The following is a 21,729-nucleotide window of genomic DNA, read 5'->3' as shown; positions in this document are numbered from 1 at the left end:
AGACCGATCCGCCTCCGGTGACCCGACTCCTGCGCCTGATCACCAACCACGACACCGCAGGGTTATGACTGGCGTCGCGCCGCCCGTTGACGGCGAGCCGTGCTCGCCTGAGAACGGCGGTGAGAGCTGAGCGCTCCAGAGCGACCAGGGCTCCCTCCTTGACCCGGCGGGCGACGATGCGCCGGTATTCGGGCGGCGAGGTAGGTGTCCTTGGTGCGCGCGGCAGAAACGGCGGGCCGACCAAGGGCCGTCTTGAGCCAGGGGTCGCCGTGCTGGGTCCTGCCGGTCGCCGGACTGGTGGTCGCCGGGGCAGACACCGGCCCACGAGGCCAGGTCGGCCGCACTGGGGCCAGGGCCATCCCGTCACCAATCTGCTCGACACCTGACAGGTCACTACCGAGGAACTCGCGCAGCCCCGCCGGGGCCGGCCCGAACTCCTCGTTCGGCAACACTCGTGCCCGTCTCATTCCCCGGCTTGCGCGGACGGCCGACGGAGGTCCGCAGCGCGTTGTCGGCCGCCGCAACCATGGCAGCTGAACAGCTACCTACTCCGGGAGGGTTCACACCATGACTACGCATTCCACCGTACCAACAAACGATTCGTCACCCCCAGGCAGCGGTGATGGATCGCCAGGAGAATCACTGGGTTTTCGAGGGGTCGCGGGGCTCCTGACCGTGGTTCTGATCAGTGAGCTGGCTGCCGCTTCATACGTACTGGTAGCGACTGCGCTTCCCGGGATCGCCTCGCATTACCGGGCAAGCCAGGCCGGATGGGTGATGACACTCCCCAGTCTCGCCGCCGTGGTGTTGCTCAGTCTGGCCGGAAAGCTGGCCGACATGCGAGGCAAGCGGCTGCTCCTGGTGGTTGCGGTGACGCTGGCTACGGTCGGCGCTGTCATGTCGGCGACGGCACCGAACTTCGGGGTGTTCCTCGCCGGTCGAGCCCTGCAAGGGCTGCTGTACGCTGCCCCGACGCTCGCATACTCGCTTATCCGAGATGTCTTCCCGAAGCGAATCGTCGCCTTCGCCTCCGCTGTCACATTTACCGGTGCGGGTATAGGGCTGGGTCTGTCTCTTTTCCTCGCCGGTAAGTTGATCGAGACTTTCAGCGTGTTGTCCCTGTTCTGGTTTATGGCGATCTATCAAGTAGTCTGCATCGTCGTCCTGCTCGTGACCATACCCGAATCGCATCTTCGTTTCCGGTCGAGGCTGGATTGGCCCGGCGTATTTCTGATCGGCCTCGGCAGTGGAGCCCTGCTGTACGGCCTCGGTCAGGGTTCGCAGTGGGGTTGGGGTTCCGCGGGCGTCATTGGCTCGTTCGTCGGCAGTCTGGCCTGCTTCGCGGCCTGGTTCTGGTGGGACAAGCGCTTCAGTCACCCGCTGATTGATCTGGGTCTCCTGCGCAGCAAGCCGATGTGGACCACCTTGCTGGCGACGTTCTTCGTCTATGGCGTTTTCGGTCCGGTGACTTTGATCGTGCTCACGATGCTGCAGACTCCGCGCGCGATCGGTGGGTCTTTCGGCTTCGGCATCAGCCCGTCTCATGTCGGGTATTTCATGGGACCGATGGGTCTGGGCTTGGTCATCGGCGGTCTGGTAGTAGGCGGCGGGGCGCGAAGGTTGGGGGGTCCGGACTCCGATACTCATCGCGCTCGTCTTTCTGGCGGTGAGTACCGCCGGCTTGGCGTACCTGCGCAGCACTCTCTGGGAAGTGCTGGTTTGGGTTGTGCTGTACGGGCTGGCCATGGGTGTGGCCTACGGTGGCACTCCGAACCTGGTGCTGCAGGCATCGCCGCCCGAAAGCCAAGGAATTGCCGCGACGACGGCGACGCTCTTCGGCAACATCGGCAACGGATTTATGATTCAGGTGGCATTCGTGGCTTTGGCCGCACACGCCATTCCCGGTAGCAACGGCACCTATTACGCATCGCCGGGTTACACCATCGTCTTCGCTGCAACCGCGATCTTTGCCGTGCTCGGATTGATCGTCACCTTCACCGTCCCACATGGCCGACGCCGCGACGTCCTCGAAATGCGCGCCGGTGAAGAAGTCGCAGTGGAAGTAGCCGCGACCCGTTGACGACCGCACAGACAAGTACCGGACGGCACGGTCTCCCGGCCCATCCTCTCGATGGTGGCGGAACGTTGGAGGGCTGCGGCGTCACCTGGACCTGAATTGGGCCCGGCGAGTCCCGGATTATTGTGACCGGCGGCCGCACATATCGGCCGCCTGTGACCCTGGACACGCGTCGACCATTCTGCATAAGATTTGAACTACTGCGACTGTCGGCTTAGTTCCGAAATGAGTTCGCTAAAGCGCCGTCAATTAGCTGCGGTGGCTCTGCACTCATCGGCAAGGCGGCTAGCAACTCACGAAGGGACGCGCGAGATGGGCAGTGTTATGCGTAGGGCGAACGACGTGGATGTGGTCGTTGTCGGTGGGGGGATGGCCGGGATGGCGGCGGCCCTGGAAGCCGCCGGCCAGGGGGCCCAGGTCCTGCTGGCCGAGACTGGGTCGTTCCTTGGGGGTTCGAGCCGGTTGTCCAACGGGATCATGATGGCGGCGGGTACGAGCCTGCAGCGGGCGAGTGGTCTCGAAGACAGTCCGGACGAGCTCTTCCATCACTACATGCTGGCCAACCAGTGGAATGTGGTGCCTTCGCTGGTTCGGAGGCTCGTGGACGAGCTGCCGGACACGTTCGAGTGGGTCCAGGGCTTGGGCGTGACGTTCGCGCGGGAGCTGATACCGGCCGGGGAGGAACGGGTGCCGCGCGGGCACGCCGTCGTCGGTCAGGGGCAGGGCATCGTCGATGTTTTCTCCCGCCATGTGACCAAGAGCCCGAACATCGACGTCGCGCTCGGCCAGCGCGTCGACCGGTTGGTGGTGGAGGACGGGACGGTGGTGGGCGTCGCTGTGGGGGATGATGTCGTCCGGGCCGGCGCGGTGGTGCTCACGACCGGCGGGTTCGGCGGCAATCCGGACCTTTGGGACCGGTATCTGCCGCTTATGGCGGCCAACGACGCGGCGTGCTACATCGGCGGAGAGACCCCGACCGCAGGGGACATCTTCGGGCTCATCGAGCCGGTCGGAGCTGTCATTGAAGGTGTCGACCGGGGTGCCTTTGTGCTGTGCGCCGACTTCAACGACGAGCCGCAGGCATACCTGCCCGGGTGGCTGGTGATCGTGAATCGCCAGGGGCGCCGTTTCATGGACGAGATGGCGCCCTACAGCGTCGTCGACCCCATCGTCCGGGCACAGGGGAACCGGGTGTTCGCCGTCTTCGACCACGTGGCCAAGTCCAGCGCCTCCGCCGAGAACATCAAGGCCGCGACCAAGGTCAACCTTGAGGGCGTGGTGCGCTCGCACTGGCTCGAGGAGGTTCTCGACGAACAGATCGACGCCGGAAAGGTCAAGGTCGGGGCGACCCTCGAGGAACTCGCCGAGCAGCTCGGTGTCGAACCGGGCAACCTCACCGGCACGATCCATCGCTACAACCAGGACGCGCGGCGAGGACACGACTCGCTGTTCCTCAAGGACGGCGCCCACATGGCGCCGGTCGAGCAGGGGCCGTTCTACGGCTGCGAGCTGCGGCTGTCGCAGTTCCCGCTGACAGCGTGCGGTCCCGTCATCGACCCCGACGCGCGCGTCCTCGACGACGGCCAAGAGCCTGTCCCCGGCCTGTTCGCGGCCGGTGAGTGCACGGGCGGCGTCATCGGGAGCCTCTATGTCGGCAGCGGGAACTCGATTTCCAACTGCCTCGTTTACGGCCGCATCGCCGGGCGCACTGCTGCCGCTACCGCTGCCTCTGAGGCGGATGGTTCACAGGCGTTCGCCGGACTCGTCTGAGACCGTCGCCGGTCGATGGCGCACAACCATCATCGGGCTCTTCGCCCGGCAGGACACAGGTTCCACACGATGCCCACCAGGAGATGCCATGAGCAATGAAGTCGACAAAGACATAGCTCGCACGTACATCAAGGCGTTGGGGCGCGGAGACGCCGAGCTGTGCCGGTCCCTGCTCACCGACGACTTCGTCGCGATCATCAGTGGGCGGAGCAGCATCTCCGGGCCGATGACCCGCGACCAGGTACTCGACTTCTTCGCGGAAGTTCCGAAGATCGCGAAGGACGGGATCCCTCTCGAGATCCTGAGTCTCACGGCCGAGGACGACCGGGTCGCGTGCGAGTCCGAGGGGCATGTGACGCTCAACGACGGTGCCGAGTACAACAACATGTACCTCCACCTCTTCCGGTTCCGGGACGGGAAGATCTGCCAGTTGAAGGAGTACATGGACACCGAACTCGCGTGTCAGGTGTACCTCCCCGTCTGGCTCGCCGCCCAGGAGAAATGAGCGCGGGAAGTCTGCCGCACCTGCAATGAGGGCGCCGCCCTCCAACGACCCCACGTGGAAAGAGATGAACATGGACCTGGCCACACCCGGTACGCCGGAGCAGTACGGCGACAGTGACGACTTGGTCCGCGCGCTCGGGCCGGCGGGCGTGTGGACGGAGGCGCTCGACCACCTTCCTGCCGCACAGGCCAGGGACGTGGTCCAGGAACTGGAGGACCTGGGCTACTTTTCGCTCTGGCTCTCCGAGGGCATGCGCCGTGAGGTCTTCGTGAACGCGTCCATGCTCCTGGGGGCGACCCGCCGGATGGTCGTCGCGACGGGGATCGCGAACATTTGGGCGCGGGACCCGGCGGCGATGACGGCGGCCCAGCTCACCCTCACGGAGGCCTACGACGGCCGGTTCCTGCTCGGACTGGGCGTCAGCCAGGCGTTCGTCGTCGAAGGCAAGCGGGGACATGTCTACAGCCGTCCGCTGGAGAAGATGGCCTCGTACCTGGACGAGATGGATGCGGTCCGCTACGAGTCGCCGGCGCCCGCCCGCAGGCCTCCCCGTGTCATGGCCGCTGTCGGGCCCAAGATGATCGAGCTGGCGGGCCGGCGGACCGCGGGAGCTCATCCCTACTTCGTCGTACCCGAGCACACGGCCGATGCCCGGGCCGCGCTGGGAGCGGGGCCCGCGCTGTGCCCGGAGCAGGCCGTCGTTCTTGAGACCGATCCCGACCGCGCCCGGGCGATCGCCCGCGGGTACGCCGAGTTCTTCCTCCGCCTTCCGGTCTACCGGAACGACCTGCTGAAGAAGCGTGGCTTTGTCGAGTCCGACTTCGAGAACGGCGGCACCGACCGCCTCATCGACGCCGTCGTCGCCTGGGGGGACGCGGACGCCGTGCAGTCCCGGGTCCAGGCGCACCTCGACGCCGGTGCCGATCACGTCGCCGTACAGGTCCTGTCACCGAACAGGGGCGAGGCGCCGCTCAAGGAGTGGCGCGAGCTCGCCCCTGCTCTGCAGGCCTGTTCCGGGCGCACCGCTGACCGGGCCGCCTCAGGGCACCCGGCAGCCTGACGAGAACAGCCCGACCGGGCCGGCCGACGGCGGGAGGCCCTGAAGCGTGCCGCACGCGGCAGTCTGCGTCCGGCACCGAGAGATGGCCCTTGCGGGCGCGGCATCATTTTGCGGACAGTGAGCCGGTCGGGGTGACCGGTACGAAGGGATGCTCCATGGGAAATGCCAGTACGGTCACGGTCTTCGGTGCCAGCGGGCGCATGGGGCAGGCGCAGGTGCGTGAACTGATCCGTGCCGGACATCGACCTCGTGCCGTGACGCGCAGCGCCGGGCTGTTCGAGCGTCTGGGGATGCCGGAGGTCGACGTCGTGGCGGCCGACTACTCCGATCCGGATTCGTTGCGGCGGGCCGTGTCGGGGGCGGACGCGATCTTCTACTCGCCGGCCTCCGTCGCCAGGGATGTCGCGCTCCGACAGAGCGAGCACGTGATCGCCGCGGCACAGGGCTCCGGGGCGAGTGTCGTCGTGCTCAACTCCAAGATGTGGGCACCGGATCAGCCATGCGGGCAGCCGCGTTACGATCTGGTGCTGGAGGTCGAGAACCTGTTCGCCGACTCCGGGCTGCCCGTCGTGACGTTCAGGCCCGTCCTCTTCATGGACAACCTGCTGACCCGATTCGCCAAGCCGGCGTTGGCACTGGAAGGCGTCTACCGGTACTGCCAGCGGCCGGACATGCGAGCTGACTGGATGTCGATGGACGACCTGGCGAAGTTCATGGTCGCCGCGCTCGACCGCCCCGATCTCCACACAAGGCGCATCCGGCTGGGCGGGCCGCGGACGCGCGGCATCGGCGACATCCTCACCGTCCTGTCGCGGGTCATGGGCAAGCCCGTGCGCTACGAGTACGTCGCCCCGTACGACTTCGGCCTCCTCGCGCACGCCGCCCTCGGGTACGACGAGCGCGACGTGCCGAAGGCCGACTACGCCGCGTTCTTCGACAGTTTCTACTCGTTCAACAACGACTCCCCGCACCAGCCGTTCAAGGCCGACATGACATCGGTGCTCCGGGAGATCCCGATCAGCATGGAGACCCTCGAGGAGTGGGCGGAGCGTCAGGACTGGACCTTCGACCCGGCCGCTGAACCGCTCGCAGGGTCCCAGGCCGGTTGATCCTCATCGCCCATGTCTCGGCTCGACGCCGCCAGGAAGGAAGGCGCATCCATGGACAACGGGATCTTCTGTGTCGAGACGTGGCCTTCGGCGCGGGATGCGAGGCCGAGTACAACCACTGGTACGACACCGCGCACCTCCGTGATCGACGTCAGCAATGAGATCCCGCACAGTGCGTATTGAACCCCGCCTGACCGGCGAGCTTCACGGAAAAATGATTGCACGCTATTCTGCATGCACAAGAATCGGCTGGGAGAAGGTGCTCGGGGTGAAGCCGCGGAACATTCGATGCGTGCTCGGCATGGTGGCATCTGACAAGCACAGCAAGGGCATCCGTACCCTCGCTCGGATCTTTCGGGACCACGGCCTGGAAGTCATCTATCTGGGAGAGCACAACACGGCTCGTCAGCTCGCCGAGGTAGCCGTGAGCGAGGACGTCGATTTCGTCGGGGTCAGCTTCAGCACGGGCGACTATGTGGCGCGGGCCGGCGAGGTGGTCGAGGCTCTGGTGGGGCTGGGGGCAGACGACATCGGTGTTCTTGTGGGCGGGCTGATCCACCCGGAAGATGTCCCCACGCTCGAAGGGCTGGGTGTCGCGGGCGTCTTCGGCCCTGACTCGACCCGCGCGTCGATCCTCGAGTTCATCGACCGCACTTTCGCGCCGGCGGTGTCGAACAAGCCGGGCGCCTGACACCGGGGAGTCCGCCGGGACGGCGGCGGCCGGGGAAAGCGTCGAGCACGGGCATCGAGCACGCGTACGCGGATGGAGTAATCGTGAGTTCTGAGGAGAACGGACGCGCCACCGAGGACGTTTCCGAGGTCTCGGTCAAGTTGTCGCGGACCAAGACGTGGTCGGGGATGCCTACCGAGGTGTTCTACCGACCGGACTCGCCGGACGACCAGTACGACGAAACCCTCGGCGATCCCGGCGTCTTCCCCTACACGCGTGGGGCGTTCCCCGAGATGTACCGCAGCCGCATGTGGACCCTGCGGAACATCGTCGGCTACGGGAGCCCCGAGGACACCGCCGAGGGGATTTCCAAGGCGCAAGAGGCGGGATCGGCTGCGGTGGACGTCGTCCTGGACACCGTTTCCACGCAGGGCCTGGACCCGGATCACCCCGTGCTGCGTGGCGACGTAGGGCTCGAGGGCGCGTCCGTGTCCACCGTCAACGATCTCGAACGCCTTCTGAAGAACATTGACATCACGAAGACCGATGTGGCCTGGCACGTCACCTTCAACATCTATCCCATGGTCATCGCCTACGCCCGCAAGCACGGCCTTGCGCTCAGCGACCTGCACGGCTCCCACATGCCGGACTACCTCAGACTGAACCTCGACGGTGGCGGGCAGAAGTTCGTCTCGCCCGCCTTTGGGCACCGACTCGCCATCGACACCCTGGAGTTCGCGGCCCGCAACACACCGAAATGGTCGTGCGGCTTCCCACAGTGCTACAACCTGCGGGAGCGCGGGACGACGCCCGTGGGTGAGATCGCTCTCGGGCTGGCGATCGTCCGGCAGACATTCACGGACCTGCTCGCGCGCGGGGTGAGCATCGATGAGATCGCCCCGCGGATGGCCTGGGTCTCGACCACCGACATCGACCTGTTCGAGGAAGTCGCGAAGTTCCGCGCGCTCCGCCGGATCTGGGCACGCATGGTGAAGGACGAGTTCGGAGCTACGAACCCGCGGAGTATGCGGCTGCGGATCGCCTGCCACACCTCGGGCCGCTCCCTGGTCCACAAGCAGCCCCTCAACAACCTGACGCGCGCCGCGGTCGAGACGCTCGCCGCGATCCTGGGAGGGGTGCAGTCCGTCGAAACGTGCACCTTCGACGAACCGATCGGTGTCCCCACCCACGAGGCCCGGGAGCTCGCCACCCGCACGCAACTGATCCTCGCTCACGAGGTCGGCGCCGCACGTACGGCAGACCCGCTGGGCGGGAGTTACTACGTGGAGGCACTCACCGACCGGGTGGAGGCCGAGGCGCTGGAACAGCTGGCGAAGATCGAGGAGCACGGCCTGCTGCGGGGCATCGAGGATGGCTCGCTCGAGGCCATGATGGACGACGAGAACTTCCGCCGCGAGGAGGAGACTGAGGCGGGGGAACGCATCGTGATCGGGGTCAATGCCTTCCCGCCCTCGCACGACGAGCGCCCGCCTCGCTTCAAGGTCGACCGGGCGGCCGTCGAGGCGCATGTCGAGCGCTTCGTGCGGGAGAAGGAGGCACGTGACCCGCGGCAGCTGGAGCTTGCCCTGAGGGGGGTGTACGACTCGGCGCGTGGGGACCGCAACACTCAGGACGCCATGGCGGACGCCTTCCTCGCCGGCGCGACGGTCGGCGAGGTGTCCGGTGTACAGCGCCTGGCTTGCGGCATGCGGTACGACCCCTTCGGAGCGGTCGAGGCGCCCTTCGCCTTCGGCTGACACTCGGTCGTCCCCGTCGACGCCCCCTGTGCACAGCGGTCTCGGAGGACGCCGCTCCCGATTCCAGTGGAACCGGGAGCGGCGCACTCTGAGTGGGCAGGCCGTGCATCGAGGGGTGTCAGCGACTGGTGTGGATACGCGTGCCGGTGGCTGCGGCGCGTTCGATGGTGTCGAGGAGGCGGTGGTGGCGGACCGCGTGCGGGAAATCGGGCGCGGTGTGGGTGTCGTGGATCAGGTCTTCGTGCACAGCGATGTAGGCGTGGGCGACAGCGTAGGAGGGTTCGTCGAATCGGCCGGTCAGGGCCGGAACCTTCTCGTAGGAGGCTGGGACGGTGTGTTCGCTGAGCCGGGTGTCGGTGCCGCGGGCGCCGCGCAGGGTGGCGGGCGCCAACTGCAGGTGTCCGCTGGGCGCGGTGACGACGAGGTCGCCGTCGGTGCCGTTGATCTCCCAGTGGAAGTTCGTGCCACGCGGGGACCCGCCGCGGTAGTGGAGGCTGGCGACGGCCCCGCTCTCCAGGATCCCGGTGACCGCCACCTGGTCGGCGGCGGTCATGGTTGCGCTCTCACCGGTAGCGGGGTTGGTGACGCGGGGCTGACGGACCGCCGTGGTGGCGGTGGTTTCGGTGAACTCGCCCAGCACCATGGACAGGGCGTCGACGGTGTGCCCGAAGGGGATCGTGAGCAGTGTGGCGCCGTTGTCCCGGTCGAGCACATACTCGCCACCGGAGTAGAACGTGGGCCCCCACGAGCCGCCGGAGGCGATCATGCTGGTGGACAGCACTTCACCGACGTAGCCCTCGGCGATGAGGTCCCGCAGATACTGCAGAGCCGGGTTGGCGCGGGCCTGCAGCCCGACGAACGCGCGCACACCGGAATCCGTAGCGAGCCCCACCAGCTGCTCAGCCTCAGCGAGGCCGCAGGCCAGTGGCCACTCGCACAGCACGTTCTTGCCCGCGCGCAGCGCCGCCTCGACGATCTCCCGATGATGGGGGACCTTGACGGTCACCACTACCAGGTCGACTTCGTCGCGGTGCACCAACTCTTCGGTGCTGCCGAAGGCGAGCGGGACGCCGTACTTCTCCCCGGCGGCTCCGGCGGACTCATTGCTGCTGGCGCTCAGCGCACGCAATTCGAAACGGTCCTTGAGCGCGTTCAGGGCTGGCACGTGGGCGCGCGCGGCCCATCCCCCCTGTGCGCTCAGACCGATGATGCCGACACCTACAGGGGGGCCGGGTGGTTCAGTGACGGGGACGGTCGGGGTGGGGAGAACAGATGACAAAGTGCTGGCCTTCTTTCAACGCGGGTGCAGCGATGGCTACTCGTCGAGCACTCCGGGGGTTTCGTGCAGGACGACGCTCTGCTCGAGCGGAACGCGCCCCATACGGAAACTGTTGGCCGGTGCGGGCTGGTCGGCCGTGCCGAAGGAGATGCCGAACAGCAGCTTGAGGTCCTCGGGCACTCCCAGGAATTCGCGGACGGTGTCGGCGTAGAAGCCGAGCATCGTCTGCGGAATGCCGTCGAATCCGCGGGAGGCCAGCGAGAGCAGGAAGTTCTGTGCGTACATTCCGATGTCCCCGGCGGCCCGGACCCCGTCGCCGAAGGCCGGCATGAACAGGAACGCGGCGTGCGGGGCACCGAAGAAGTCCAGGTTCTCGAGCGCCGACTCCTTCCTCGCGACACGGTCCGAGCGCGGTATCCCCAGGGCCTGGTAGAGCGTCGCGGCATGGTTGTGCGCCCGGTCGAGGTAGGCGCCCTCGCCGAAGTCGGCGTAGTCGAAGGTGAAGTCGGCGGAGAACCGTTCCTCCGCATCGGCCTGGCGCAGTTCCTTGCTCAGGGCTTCCTTCGCCGCGCCGGAGACGACATGCACCGTCCACGGTTGGGTGTTGCAGTTCGACGGGGCGGCCTGAGCGTCCTCCAGTACGCCGCGGATATCCGAAGGAGCCAGCGGGTCGGGCCGGAACTTCCGGACCGAGCGGCGGGACCGGACGACGTCGGTGAAAGGCAGGGCTGTGGGGGGCAAAACGATTCCTTTCCAGTGGGTGGGCGGGCACCATCGGCCGCCGGCGTCAGGACGCGACCTCTTCGACGCTCATCCGCGCTTCTGTCCTCATACGACTCTCAGGCGCAAAAGTGGAGGTCGTCTCCGCGTAGGCTCCACACTAAAACGGAGGCAGTGTCCGGTCAAGTTCGGAGCAGGGGTGTGGCGTCCGATTCGGCTTGCCGCGTCGACCTTGAGGCGATACCTCCGCTCCACAGGTGCGTCCTAAAGTCTCGTCAATATGGCATGCACTCTGGCATACTAACTGCGCGACAAGGAGATGATCGTGACTCAACTCAGTACGCGTGCTGCGGTTCGCGGGCTTTCTTCCAGTGTGCTTCTCGCAGGGATCAACGTGGTGGAGCTGTCGTCGCGTCCGTCCGGGGCGTACGCGGGCAGGCTGTTCGCCGCTCTTGGCGCGTCGGTCACGCGCTACGGGCCGCCGCTCGACATGGCAGCGGCCGGGGAGACGGCGGACCTGGCAGAGCGCTGGCTCCACCAGGACAAGGTGCTCCCTGATGGGACCTCGCTTCCCACCCCCCAGGCCTTGGTCCGTGATGCGGACCTCATCGTCATCGAAACCGATTCGGCGGACGCGGGCTGGCGTGAGCAGGCTTCGGAACTCGCGGCCGCCGCAGGCGAGTTGGCGGCTCCGCCGGTCGTTGTCCGCATCGCGGGTGCGATCGTCGACGGGCAGCCCATTGCCAGTGACAGCCTCACCATCGGGGCGTGGTCCGCGGTCAGTTGGTCCATCGGCAACGCGGACATGGCTCCCTTGAGCCTCCCCTTCGACCTCGCGGACTTCCAGGCGGCTCTTTACGCCGCGGCCGCCGGGCTCGCCGCGCTCCTGGCCGACCCGGACCGCCGCGACCTGCGCAGCGTCGAGGTGTCCGGTCGCGACGTGCTCGCCTACTACGTCGGGATGATCACCGCGAACTTCCTGCCGTACGAGCGGCCGTGGACCCGAGACGGCGCACGGCCCCCTGGATCAGCGGGGGTCTACCCGGCAAGCATCTTCCCGTGCCAGGACGGTCACGTCGTCCTCATGTGCCGCAACCAGCGCGAATGGCAGCTGCTGCTCGAAGCCATGGGCAACCCTGCCTGGAGTGGCGACGAGAAGTTCGCCGACCCGCGTGTGGTGGCCCGGCTTCATGCCGACGAGGCCGACTCCCATCTTGAGCCGTGGGTCCGCGCGCGTACGATCGACGAGCTGATGACGATCGGGCGCGAGAAGGGCCTGGCGGTTGCGCCGATCAGGTCGGTGCGGGAGGCGTTGGACGAGCCTCAGTTCGAGTCCCGGGGTTTTCTCACCGAACGAACCGAAGGCGTCCGCTTCGCCACAGTTCCCTGGCATCTCCAGGAACCGCTGGACGATGCGGCACCCTCGCGCACCTGGCCGGTCACGGGAGCCGCCGACGAGCCTGCCCAGCTGCTCGACGGACTGCGGGTCCTCGACCTCAGCTGGGTGTGGTCCGGCCCCCTGACCACGTCGGTGCTGGGCGACCTCGGCGCCGACGTGGTCAAGGTCGAGCACAGCGGGCACCTGGACACCGGGCGGCTGCGCGGGAAGGCCCGGCGTGGTGGCGTCGAGGTGGCGGGTCCCGAACACGAGGCGACGCCGTACTTCAACCAGATGAACCACGGCAAGCGCAGCATCACGGTCGACATGAAGGACGAGCAGGGGCGGGCCCTCCTGCTCGACCTGGTCGAACACTGCGATGTGATCGTCGAGAACATGCGTCCCGGCGTTCTGTCCCGCCTCGGCCTGACCTATGCGGACTTCGCCGAACGCAATCCCTCGGTCGTCATGATGTCGATGTCGATGGCGGGACAGGAGGGACCGCTGCGCACGATGAAGGGCTACGCCGGGATCATGGCGGCGATGTCGGGCCTGGAGTCGCTGATCGGCTACGACGAGCACAACATCGTCGGCAGCCTGTCTCCTGCGCTCGGCGATCCGAACGCCGCCGGACACGCCCTGACCGTCCTGTTGGCCGCCCTCGTACGCCGCCGGCGCAGGGGGCGCGGCGCCTGGATCGACCTGTCACAGATCGAGGCCCTGCTGTGCGTGCTGCCGGCACCGATCGCGCAGGGACAGCTCGACGCGCGTATCCCGGTACCGGCCAACACGCATCCGCAGTTCGCCCCCCACGGCCACTTTCCCTGCGAGGGCACTGACCGGTGGATCGCGTTCAGTGTGCGCGACGAGCAGTGGGAGACCTTCGTCGCGACGGCGTCGGGCGCAGAGTTCGCCACGGATCCGCGGTGGGCAAACGGCGGTGAACGGCTGGGTGGCCGCGCCGAGTTGGAGAACGCGATCGCCCGCTGGACCGTCGGCCATGACCGGGACGAGCTCGTCGAGACGTTGCTCGACGCCGGCATACCGGCGGCTCCCGTCGCCTCGTTCGAGGACATGTCGCTCTCGTCCTGGGCGAAACAGCGTGAGCTCACGGTTTGCGTCCCCCACAAGTACCTGGGAGACACCGACGTCTACGTGGTGCCGTGGAAGTTCGGCGGACGGTCCGCAGGAAGGGCGGCTCCGGCGCCGCTGCTCGGCGCGGACACCGAAGACGTACTCAAGGAACTCCTCGACATGGAACCCGAACAGATCGACCGACTGCGCGCCGAAGGCGTCCTGCGTTAGGAGTCCGATGAACACCTCCCCGACCTCGCCGCCCCCGCCGATCGTTGTGACGGCCCATGACAACGGACGCACGGAGATCATGTTGTCGCGGCCCGAGCTGCTGAACCGTGTCGACGACCGGCTCCGTGACGCGCTCATCGACGCACTGCACTCCGTGGCGAACGACGGCTCGACACGGTGCATCGTCCTCGGGGCCGAGGGCAAGGTGTTCTCCGCGGGCGGCGACATGGAAATGATGAAGGCCAAGCACGGTGACCTCGCGGCCATTCAGCGCGGCACCGACGCCGGCCGCCGACTGATCGACGCCCTGTTCGACGTACCCGTGCCCGTGGTGGCAGCGGTGCACGGACACGCCGTCGGCCTGGGCTCGACGATCGTCCTTGCGTGCGACGCCGTCGTCGCGGCACGGGGAGTACGCCTCGTCGACTCCCACGTCGCGATCGGGCTGGTCGCCGGGGACGGTGGCGCGGTGATGTGGCCGGCCGCGATGGGCATGGTGAAGGCGAAGCGACACCTGCTGACCGGCGACCCGCTGCTCGCCGAGGACGCCGCCGCGCTCGGCGTGGTGTCCGACCTCGTCGATACCGCCGCGGAAGTACTGCCCACCGCCCGGGCGCTCGCCGACCGGATCGCCGGGCTGCCACCCCTGGCGGTGCAGGGCACGAAGCGCTCGCTCAACCATGTGATGCGGCTGCGCGCCCAGGAGGTTCTCGAGCTGTCCTTCGCGTACGAGGCACAGACGATGAGCTCGCAGGATCTCCTCGAAGGCATCAGCGCGTTCCAGGAGAAGCGCACGCCGAAGTACGTGGGCCACTGATGACGGCCCTGAATCTCGATGCCGTCGGCTTCCGGGCCGAACCCTTCACGGTGAGCTGGACCGCGAAGGACGCGACGCTCTACGCACTGGGCGTCGGCGCCGGACAGGCTGACCCGCAAAGCGAGTTGAGCCTGACGACGGAGAACAGCGCCGGCATCGAGCAACAGGTGCTGCCGACCTTCGGGATCGTGCTCGGCCAGAGCGGGCTCCTGCGACGCATACCGATCGGCGAGTTCGACCGGGCCAAGGTCCTGCACGCGGACCAGCAGATCCACCTGTCCGGTGCGATATCACCCGAGGGAGCCGCCGTCATCCAGGCACAGCTCGAAGGGATCCAGGACAAGGGCACCGGTGCGCTCGTCGTCATCTCCGCGACCGCCACCGACCTCGATACCGGCAAGCAGCTGTGGGACAGCCGACTCGGCTACTTCATCAGAGGCGCGGGCGGGTTCGGCGGGCCGCCCGCCCCCGCGTCGAAGTGGCGTGAGCCCGAGGGCGAACCCGACACCGTCATCACCACCGCGACCCGACCCGATCAGGCGCTGCTGTACCGGCTCAGCGGCGACCACAACCCGCTGCACTCGGATCCGGTCTTCGCGGCCCGGGCGGGCTTCGACCGGCCGATCCTGCACGGCCTGTGCACGTACGGCGTGGTCCACCGAGCCCTGCTCGAAGTGCTGGGCAAGGGCGACGTATCCCGGTTCTGCCACATGTACGCGCGCTTCAGCCGCCCGGTACTCCCGGGTGAACACCTGCGTACCGCCCTCTGGAGCGACGGCGCCGGGGCGTGGTTCAGAACGTCGGACGAAGCAGGCCGGACCGTACTGGACCATGGCCGGTTCGTGGTGCGATGAGCACGGTCCGAGCGGTCCCCAACCACCCACAGAACGGGAGCAACTCATGGTGAACCTGACCGGACGCGTCGCGGTCGTCACGGGCGCCGCCCAGGGCATTGGCGCCGCCACCGCGCGGCGACTGGCCGCGGCGGGCGCGTCGGTCGCCGTCGTCGACCTCGTCGGGGGCAAGGCCGAAGCGGTGGCGTCGGGCATCTCCGCCGACGGAGGCAAGGCCATATCCATTGCCTGCGACGTGTCCGATCCCGATCAGGTGACCGCGGCCATCGAGCGTACGATCGCCGAGCTCGGACCGATCGGTGTGCTGGTCAACAACGCCGGGGTGACGCGGGACAACCTTCTGTTCAAGATGGACGTCGACGACTGGGCGACGGTCATCGACACCCACCTCAAGGGCACATTCCTCTTCACCCGCGCGGCACAGGCGTCCATGGTGGAGAACCGCTGGGGGCGCATCGTGAACCTCTCCAGTGTCGCCGCGCTGGGCAATCGCGGGCAGACCAACTACTCGGCGGCGAAGGCCGGTCTGCAGGGCATGACCAAGACGCACGCGCTGGAGCTCGGCCAGTTCAACATCACCGTTAACTCCGTTGCCCCGGGCTTCGTCGAAACCGACATGGTCCGCCAGACCGCCGAACGGCAGGGCATCGACTTCGACGCCTTCAAGGCCGCCGCCGAGAAGCGCAATCCCATGCGCAGGGTCGCACAGCCGATCGACATCGCCAACGCGATCGCGCTCCTGGCCAGCGAGGACGCCGGCTACATCAACGGCCAGGTGATCTACCTGGCCGGAGGACCGCGCGCGTGAACACTGCCGATCGCGCCCAGCCGGTCGGTCCCGCCGATCCCGATGGCCTGAGGAGCACACCATGACCCTTCGCGGTGCGGCCTTCATCGTGGGGGCCTACGAGCACCCGGGCCGCGTCCTGCCGAACACCTCCACCGCCCAGATCCATGTCGAGGCCGCGCTCGGCGCACTGTCCGACGCGGGTCTCCAACTCGCTGACGTGGACGGCTATTTCTGTTCCGGGGACGCCCCGGGCGGGCCGCTCGCGATGGCCGATCACCTGGGCCTGGCCGCGCACCACATCGACTCCACGGATCTGGGCGGCTCGACCTACGTGGCCGAGGTGAGTCACGCGGCACAGGCCATCGCCGCCGGGAAGTGCAGCGTGGCGCTGATCACGATGGGAGGACGCCCCCGGTCCGCCGGTCGGCGCACGCCCCCGTCCACCGGCCCCGCCTATCCCTTCGAGGCGCCCTATGGACACAGCAACCCCGCCTCCTATGCGCTCGCGGCCCGTCGCCACATGTACGAGTTCGGCACCACCCCGGCTCAGCTCGCCGAGGTCAAGGTAGCCGCAGCGGCACACGCGCAGCACAACCCGAGGGCGTTCCTCGCCAAGCCGGTCACGATCGAGGAAGTCCTTGAATCGCCGCTGGTCGCGGACCCGTTGCACCGCCTGGACTGCTGCGTCGTGACCGACGGGGGCGGAGCGCTGGTCGTGGTGTCACCGGACGTCGCGGCGAGCCTGCCTCGCACGGCCGTGAAGGTTCTCGGCGCAGGCGAGGCCGTGAAACATACGGAGCTGGGCCGCGTCGACCTGACCCACACCGGCGCGGTGTGGTCCGGGCCCCGCGCGCTGGCCGAGGCGGGCGTCGCGCACGGGGACATCGACTACGTCTCGATCTACGACTCCTTCACCATCACCGTCGTCATGACGCTGGAGGACCTCGGCTTCTGCGAGAAGGGGGAGGGCGGGCGCTTCGTCGCCGACGGAAACCTCCAAGTCGGCATCGGCGCACTGCCGTTCAACACCGACGGCGGGTCCCTGTGCAACAACCACCCCGCGAACCGCGGCGGGATGACACGCACCGTCGAAGCGGTCCGGCAGCTCCGCGGCGAAGCCGCTCAGGCCGTCCAGGTTCCGGACTGCGACATCGCCCTCGTGCACGGTACGGGTGGCTGGCTCGGCACGCGCATGGGCAGCGCGACCCTCATTCTCGGGCAGGAGGACGCGTGAACGACAACGGACCCTACGCATGGCCAGAGGTGGCGCTCACCGTCGAACCCGGCATTGAGCCGTACTGGGAGGGCGCCGCCGAGAACCGGCTGACTCTTTCGCGGTGCACGCAGGACGGGGCGTATCTCTGGCCCCCGCGGCCGTTTTGCCCGCGCCACCAGGGCCGTGACATCCGCTGGGAGCGCGTCAGCGGAGACGGCGTGGTGTACAGCTGCACTGTCGTGCACCGAGGAGAAGGCGCCTTCGCGAAGGCGTCGCCGTACGTGCTGGCGTACGTCGAACTCGACGCGGGCCCACGCGTGTTGACGAACCTGGTGACGCCCGACGGCGGCCCGGCCGAGGGCGCTGACATCGGACACCGCGTCACAGCCCGATTCGACCGTACGAGCAGTGGTACCCCAGTACTCCGCTTCGTGACCCAGCCCTGACCACAACTGAGGGGATCGTATGAGCACGTACGAAGACGTCTTCCGGTCGAGCATGGCGGACCAGGAGGGGTTCTGGCTGCGCGCGGCGGAAGGCCTCGACTGGCACAAGGCGCCGACGAAGGCGCTCGACGACGCGAATGCCCCCTTCTACCGCTGGTTCCCCGACGGCGAGCTGAACGTCGCGTTCAACGCCCTGGACCGGCATGTGGACCGCGGTCATGCCGAACGCGCCGCCCTGATCTACGAGTCCCCGGTCACCGGTACCACGCTGACCTATACCTACGGCGCGCTGCTGTACGAAGTGGCAAGGTTCGCAGGGGTATTGCGCGACCTCGGTGTCGGCACCGGCGACCGGGTGATCGTCTACATGCCGATGGTGCCCGAGGCGGTCATCGCGATGCTCGCCTGCGCCCGGCTCGGGGCCGTGCACTCGGTGGTGTTCGGCGGCTTTGCCGCGAAGGAACTCGCCGTCCGCATCGACGACGCGGAACCCGCTGTGATCGTCTCGGCGTCCTGCGGCATCGAGGGCAAGCGGGTCATCGCGTACAAGCCGCTCCTCGACCGTGCCGTCGAACTCGCCGCGCACTCCCCTGCCAAGCGGGTGATCCTGCAACGCTCTCAGGCCGAGGCGGAGATGGGACCCGACGACGTCGACTGGGCCGAGGCGATGACGTCGGCCGAGCCGGCGGACTGCGTACCGGTCGACAGCACGCACCCGCTCTACGTGCTCTACACCTCGGGCACCACCGGCAAGCCCAAGGGCGTGGTGCGCGACTCCGGGGGTTATGCCACAGCGCTGACCTGGTCGATGACGAACGTCTACGACGTGGGTCCCGGGCAGACCATCTTCACCGCCTCGGATGTCGGCTGGGTGGTCGGCCACTCGTACATCGTCTACGGGCCGCTGCTCGCCGGGGCGACGACGATCCTGTACGAGGGCAAACCCGTGGGCACACCGGATGCCGGACGGTTCTGGCGGGTGGCCGCCGACCACGGGGCGCGCACCATATTCACGGCTCCCACCGCCTTCCGGGCGATCAAGAAGGATGATCCGGACGGCGAGCACGCCCGTCGATACGACCTGTCGGGGTTGAAGTACCTGTTCCTGGCAGGCGAGCGGCTGGATCCCGAGACGTACCACTGGGCGTCGGACCTGCTCGGCATTCCGGTCGTCGATCACTGGTGGCAGACCGAGACCGGGTGGCCGATCGTCGCGAACCCGGCCGGGATCGAGCTGCTCGACATCAAGCCCGGTTCACCGACCCTTCCGTTGCCCGGCTGGGACGTCCGAGTCCTCGACACGGCGGGGAAGCCGGTGCCGGCAGGGGAGGAGGGGGCCCTCGCCGTAAAACTGCCCATGCCGCCCGGGGCGTTGCCGACCTTGTGGAACGACGACAAGGGGTTCGTCGCCTCGTACCTCTCCGCGTACGAGGGCTACTACCTGACCGGCGACGGCGGGCGGATCGATTCCGACGGCTACGTGTTCGTCATGGGCCGCACCGACGATGTCATCAACGTCGCGGGGCACCGCCTGTCGACGGGCGGGATGGAGGAGGTGCTCGCGGCGCACCCGGACGTGGCCGAGTGCGCCGTGATCGGCGTGAGCGACCAGCTCAAGGGTCAAGTGCCGCGCGGATTCGTGGTGTTGAAGGCCGGCGTCGACGCCGGGGCGGACCGCTATGCGGAGGAACTCCGCGGCGAGCTGGTACGGATGGTCCGGGACCAGGTGGGCGCTGTCGCCTCCCTCAAGGAGATCGCGATCGTGCCCGCCCTGCCCAAGACCCGCTCGGGCAAGATCCTGCGCAAGACGATGCGCGGGATCGCCGACGGCGCCGACGAGCCGGCGCCCTCCACCATCGACGACGCAAGCGTCCTCGACACACTCCGTCCCTTCCTCCGCAAGCCCTGAACGCCCCGAGACAGCTGCCGAGCCAACACCAGGAGGACGGACACATGTGGGACCTCACCGAAGAACAGCGGGATCTGAAGGCGCTGGCCGCGCAGGTGGCCGCAGAGCAGTACGCGCCGCGAGCGCGTGAATGGGACGCGGGACGCGAGCATCTGCCGGACACCGAGCGCAAGCGGCTCGCCGATCTGGGACTCCTTGCCCTGACGCTGCCCGAGGAGTACGGCGGCGGTGGCCGCCCTCTCATGGACGCGCTGATCGTTCTGGAGGAGCTGGCGAAGGCGAGCCCGGTCGCCGCCTGGCCCGTCTTCGAGGCCTCGACCGGGCCGGCCAGGGTGATCGAGCAGTTCGGCACCGAAGAACAGCGCAAGCGCATCCTGCCCGAGGTGGCGAGCGGCAGGACGACGATCGCCGTCTCCATCTCCGAACCCGACGCGGGCTCCGCGGCCACGGACGCCACGACCACCGCCCGGATCGACGGCCACGAAGTAGTGCTCAACGGCACCAAGCGCTGGTGCTCCGGGGCGGGCTTCTCCGAGAAATACCTCGTCTACGTCAACTTCGGCCCCGAGAAGGGCGCCGGCGGCATGGGGGCGGTGCTCGTGGACCGTGACGCCCCTGGCCTGACTTTCGGCCCCCAGGAGAACCTCATGGGCTTCCGGGGCATCGGCTCCGCCGACATGTTCCTCACGGACGTCCGGATCCCGGTCGAGGACGTCATCGTTCTCAAGGGCGGGTTCCGGAAGCTGTTCACCGCGTTCTCCATCGAGCGCCTCGGCAACGCGACCATGTCCCTCGCGATCGGCCAGACAGCACTGGACCGCACCGCCCGCTATGTCCAGGAACGCCGCCAGTTCGGCCGGGACATCGCCGAGTTCCAGCTGGTTCAGGCCGGGCTCGCCGACATGGTGGTCCAGGTCGAAGCCGCCCGCCTGCTCATCGCCCGTGCGGCGGCGAACGCGGGAACCGGAGTTCCGGCGACGCTCGAAGCCTCCACGGCGAAACTCTTCGCCAACCAGATGGCCAAGCAGGTCTCCGATCTCGCCATCCAACTGCACGGCGGCTATGGCTATTCCGAGGAGTACGAGGTGGAACGGATGCACCGCGACGCACACGGCTGGGCCCTGGCCGGCGGCACACCCGCGATGCAGCGCATCAGGATCGCGTCCGAATACCTGGGACGCCGCTTCTCTCAGCGAGAGCAGGCCGCCCGATGAAGCTGGGATTCTTCGGGGCGAACGTCGGCGGGATGGTCGCCCGCGAGGCGGGTGAAGTGGCCGCGTACGCGGAAGAGCTTGGTTACCACTCGCTGTGGACGGGGGAGCACCTCGTCCTGCCGAGCCCCCGGCAGCAGAAACCGCCCCTCGATCCGGACTGGCCGATGGCCGACCCGCTGGTCACGCTGGGATTTCTCGCCGCCCACACCGAGCGGATGCAACTGTGCACCGGGATCGTGGTGGCGACCCTGCGCCAGCCCGTCCAGCTCGCCAAGGAGGCCGCGACCGTCGATGTCCTTTCGGGCGGCCGCCTGGTCTTGGGCGCGGGGGTCGGATACCTCGACGTCGAGTACCGGGCGATGGGGGTTCCCAAAGAGCGCCGTCGGGCGCGGTTCAGGGAGCACCTTCAGGCGCTGAAGGCGCTGTGGACGATGAAGGAGCCCGCATTCCACGGGGACTTCGTGTCGTTCGACGGCATTGACGCCCACCCGCGTCCGGTGAGCCCCGACGGGATTCCACTCGTCCTCGGCGGCGCCTCGAACACCGCTCTGCAGGACGCGGCCGAACTCGGCTCAGGCTGGTACGGGTTCGGGCAGACCCCGGCACAGGTGGCGCAGGCCCGATCGATCATCGTCGAGCAAGCGGAGCAGTTCGGCCGGGACCTCACGGGCTTCGAGATCACCGTGACGCCGCGCGCACGGCTGACGCCGGAACTCGTCGAGGAGTACCGCACAGCCGGGGTGACGCAGCTCGTCGTCACGGTGGAGTCGGACACCTTGGAGGGCGTGCGGCGTCGACTAGATTTCAACGCGCCGGGACGCCTCGGGGCGAGCTGACCGTGGAGGACCGGGCT

19 protein-coding genes and 1 pseudogene are annotated in these 21,729 nt (G+C 67.8%); 17 read left to right on the top strand and 3 right to left on the bottom strand.

Translation table 11 applies throughout. From position 1 onward, the window contains the following. Positions 1 to 39: 39 nt before the first annotated feature. Positions 40 to 333 carry a hypothetical protein gene (locus tag ACIQ7D_RS30000; RefSeq protein WP_403943002.1) on the bottom strand — a complete coding sequence of 98 codons (294 nt, stop codon included), beginning with the start codon at positions 331 to 333 and terminating at the stop codon, positions 40 to 42. A 234-nt stretch (positions 334 to 567) separates the two neighbouring features. On the opposite strand from ACIQ7D_RS30000, the pseudogene ACIQ7D_RS29995 reads away from it, so the two are divergent. The 8 genes and pseudogenes from ACIQ7D_RS29995 to ACIQ7D_RS29960 form a co-directional block, all read left to right on the top strand. Beyond that, positions 568 to 1,614: pseudogene (locus ACIQ7D_RS29995) on the top strand (MFS transporter); the annotation flags it as partial. A 52-nt stretch (positions 1,615 to 1,666) separates the two neighbouring features. Further along, positions 1,667 to 2,080, top strand: coding sequence for a hypothetical protein (locus tag ACIQ7D_RS29990; protein ID WP_403942891.1), 414 nt, complete (start codon positions 1,667 to 1,669; stop codon positions 2,078 to 2,080). Between the two features lie 339 nt (positions 2,081 to 2,419). Continuing rightward, complete coding sequence (locus ACIQ7D_RS29985; protein ID WP_403942889.1) at positions 2,420 to 3,847, top strand: FAD-dependent oxidoreductase; 1,428 nt, start codon at positions 2,420 to 2,422, stop codon at positions 3,845 to 3,847. An 88-nt stretch (positions 3,848 to 3,935) separates the two neighbouring features. Further along, positions 3,936 to 4,352, top strand: a complete 417-nt coding sequence (locus ACIQ7D_RS29980) for a nuclear transport factor 2 family protein (protein WP_403942887.1) — start codon at positions 3,936 to 3,938, stop codon at positions 4,350 to 4,352. Between the two features lie 70 nt (positions 4,353 to 4,422). Then, positions 4,423 to 5,412, top strand: a complete 990-nt coding sequence (locus ACIQ7D_RS29975) for an LLM class F420-dependent oxidoreductase (RefSeq protein WP_403942885.1) — start codon at positions 4,423 to 4,425, stop codon at positions 5,410 to 5,412. A gap of 155 nt (positions 5,413 to 5,567) precedes the next feature. Continuing rightward, positions 5,568 to 6,521: an SDR family oxidoreductase gene (locus ACIQ7D_RS29970; protein ID WP_403942882.1), complete on the top strand. Its 954-nt coding sequence runs from the start codon at positions 5,568 to 5,570 to the stop codon at positions 6,519 to 6,521. A gap of 172 nt (positions 6,522 to 6,693) precedes the next feature. Then, positions 6,694 to 7,212, top strand: coding sequence for a cobalamin-dependent protein (locus tag ACIQ7D_RS29965; RefSeq protein WP_403942880.1), 519 nt, complete (start codon positions 6,694 to 6,696; stop codon positions 7,210 to 7,212). Between the two features lie 83 nt (positions 7,213 to 7,295). Next, entirely contained in the window at positions 7,296 to 8,948 is a 1,653-nt protein-coding gene (locus tag ACIQ7D_RS29960; RefSeq protein WP_403942878.1) for a methylmalonyl-CoA mutase family protein, read from the top strand. A 118-nt stretch (positions 8,949 to 9,066) separates the two neighbouring features. On the opposite strand, the gene ACIQ7D_RS29955 is transcribed toward ACIQ7D_RS29960, so the two are convergent. After that, positions 9,067 to 10,227: a Gfo/Idh/MocA family protein gene (locus ACIQ7D_RS29955; RefSeq protein WP_403942875.1), complete on the bottom strand. Its 1,161-nt coding sequence runs from the start codon at positions 10,225 to 10,227 to the stop codon at positions 9,067 to 9,069. A 36-nt stretch (positions 10,228 to 10,263) separates the two neighbouring features. Next, on the bottom strand, positions 10,264 to 10,968 hold the full coding sequence (locus ACIQ7D_RS29950; RefSeq protein WP_403942872.1) for a nitroreductase: 705 nt from the start codon (positions 10,966 to 10,968) through the stop codon (positions 10,264 to 10,266). Between the two features lie 352 nt (positions 10,969 to 11,320). On the opposite strand from ACIQ7D_RS29950, the gene ACIQ7D_RS29945 reads away from it, so the two are divergent. From ACIQ7D_RS29945 to ACIQ7D_RS29905, 9 genes are all read left to right on the top strand, one after another. Then, positions 11,321 to 13,630, top strand: coding sequence for a CoA transferase (locus ACIQ7D_RS29945; RefSeq protein ID WP_403942870.1), 2,310 nt, complete (start codon positions 11,321 to 11,323; stop codon positions 13,628 to 13,630). Positions 13,631 to 13,637: 7 nt separating this feature from the next. Next, entirely contained in the window at positions 13,638 to 14,447 is an 810-nt protein-coding gene (locus tag ACIQ7D_RS29940) for an enoyl-CoA hydratase/isomerase family protein (RefSeq protein WP_403942867.1), read from the top strand. After that, a complete protein-coding gene (locus ACIQ7D_RS29935) occupies positions 14,447 to 15,301 on the top strand; it encodes a MaoC/PaaZ C-terminal domain-containing protein (protein WP_403942865.1) in 855 nt (284 codons plus the stop codon). Before ACIQ7D_RS29940 ends, ACIQ7D_RS29935 begins: the two co-directional genes overlap by 1 nt. Before the next feature lie 46 nt (positions 15,302 to 15,347). Then, complete coding sequence (locus ACIQ7D_RS29930) at positions 15,348 to 16,109, top strand: SDR family oxidoreductase (RefSeq protein ID WP_403942863.1); 762 nt, start codon at positions 15,348 to 15,350, stop codon at positions 16,107 to 16,109. Positions 16,110 to 16,170: 61 nt separating this feature from the next. Next, a complete protein-coding gene (locus ACIQ7D_RS29925) occupies positions 16,171 to 17,325 on the top strand; it encodes a thiolase domain-containing protein (RefSeq protein WP_403942861.1) in 1,155 nt (384 codons plus the stop codon). Beyond that, complete coding sequence (locus tag ACIQ7D_RS29920; protein WP_403942859.1) at positions 17,322 to 17,753, top strand: Zn-ribbon domain-containing OB-fold protein; 432 nt, start codon at positions 17,322 to 17,324, stop codon at positions 17,751 to 17,753. Before ACIQ7D_RS29925 ends, ACIQ7D_RS29920 begins: the two co-directional genes overlap by 4 nt. 19 nt (positions 17,754 to 17,772) lie before the next feature. After that, positions 17,773 to 19,662: an AMP-binding protein gene (locus ACIQ7D_RS29915; protein WP_403942856.1), complete on the top strand. Its 1,890-nt coding sequence runs from the start codon at positions 17,773 to 17,775 to the stop codon at positions 19,660 to 19,662. Between the two features lie 44 nt (positions 19,663 to 19,706). Next, positions 19,707 to 20,876 carry an acyl-CoA dehydrogenase family protein gene (locus ACIQ7D_RS29910; protein ID WP_403942854.1) on the top strand — a complete coding sequence of 390 codons (1,170 nt, stop codon included), beginning with the start codon at positions 19,707 to 19,709 and terminating at the stop codon, positions 20,874 to 20,876. Further along, on the top strand, positions 20,873 to 21,712 hold the full coding sequence (locus ACIQ7D_RS29905; RefSeq protein ID WP_403942852.1) for an LLM class F420-dependent oxidoreductase: 840 nt from the start codon (positions 20,873 to 20,875) through the stop codon (positions 21,710 to 21,712). Before ACIQ7D_RS29910 ends, ACIQ7D_RS29905 begins: the two co-directional genes overlap by 4 nt. Positions 21,713 to 21,729 lie beyond the last annotated feature (17 nt).

This window comes from Streptomyces sp. NPDC096310 (assembly GCF_044763125.1).
Taxonomy (GTDB): domain Bacteria; phylum Actinomycetota; class Actinomycetes; order Streptomycetales; family Streptomycetaceae; genus Streptomyces.
Note: the sequence above shows the minus strand (reverse complement) of the source record. Positions and strands in the feature narration are given on the sequence as shown.

What these genes read in the sequence shown, in the direction of transcription:
- ACIQ7D_RS29940 (WP_403942867.1), top strand. Translation starts at nt 13,638, where the DNA reads ATGAACACCTCCCCGACCTCGCCGCCCCCGCCGATCGTTGTGACGGCC.
- ACIQ7D_RS29905 (WP_403942852.1), top strand. Translation starts at nt 20,873, where the DNA reads ATGAAGCTGGGATTCTTCGGGGCGAACGTCGGCGGGATGGTCGCCCGC.
- ACIQ7D_RS29975 (WP_403942885.1), top strand. Translation starts at nt 4,423, where the DNA reads ATGGACCTGGCCACACCCGGTACGCCGGAGCAGTACGGCGACAGTGAC.
- ACIQ7D_RS29935 (WP_403942865.1), top strand. Translation starts at nt 14,447, where the DNA reads ATGACGGCCCTGAATCTCGATGCCGTCGGCTTCCGGGCCGAACCCTTC.
- ACIQ7D_RS29980 (WP_403942887.1), top strand. Translation starts at nt 3,936, where the DNA reads ATGAGCAATGAAGTCGACAAAGACATAGCTCGCACGTACATCAAGGCG.
- ACIQ7D_RS29925 (WP_403942861.1), top strand. Translation starts at nt 16,171, where the DNA reads ATGACCCTTCGCGGTGCGGCCTTCATCGTGGGGGCCTACGAGCACCCG.
- ACIQ7D_RS29970 (WP_403942882.1), top strand. Translation starts at nt 5,568, where the DNA reads ATGGGAAATGCCAGTACGGTCACGGTCTTCGGTGCCAGCGGGCGCATG.
- ACIQ7D_RS29930 (WP_403942863.1), top strand. Translation starts at nt 15,348, where the DNA reads ATGGTGAACCTGACCGGACGCGTCGCGGTCGTCACGGGCGCCGCCCAG.
- ACIQ7D_RS29910 (WP_403942854.1), top strand. Translation starts at nt 19,707, where the DNA reads ATGTGGGACCTCACCGAAGAACAGCGGGATCTGAAGGCGCTGGCCGCG.
- ACIQ7D_RS29915 (WP_403942856.1), top strand. Translation starts at nt 17,773, where the DNA reads ATGAGCACGTACGAAGACGTCTTCCGGTCGAGCATGGCGGACCAGGAG.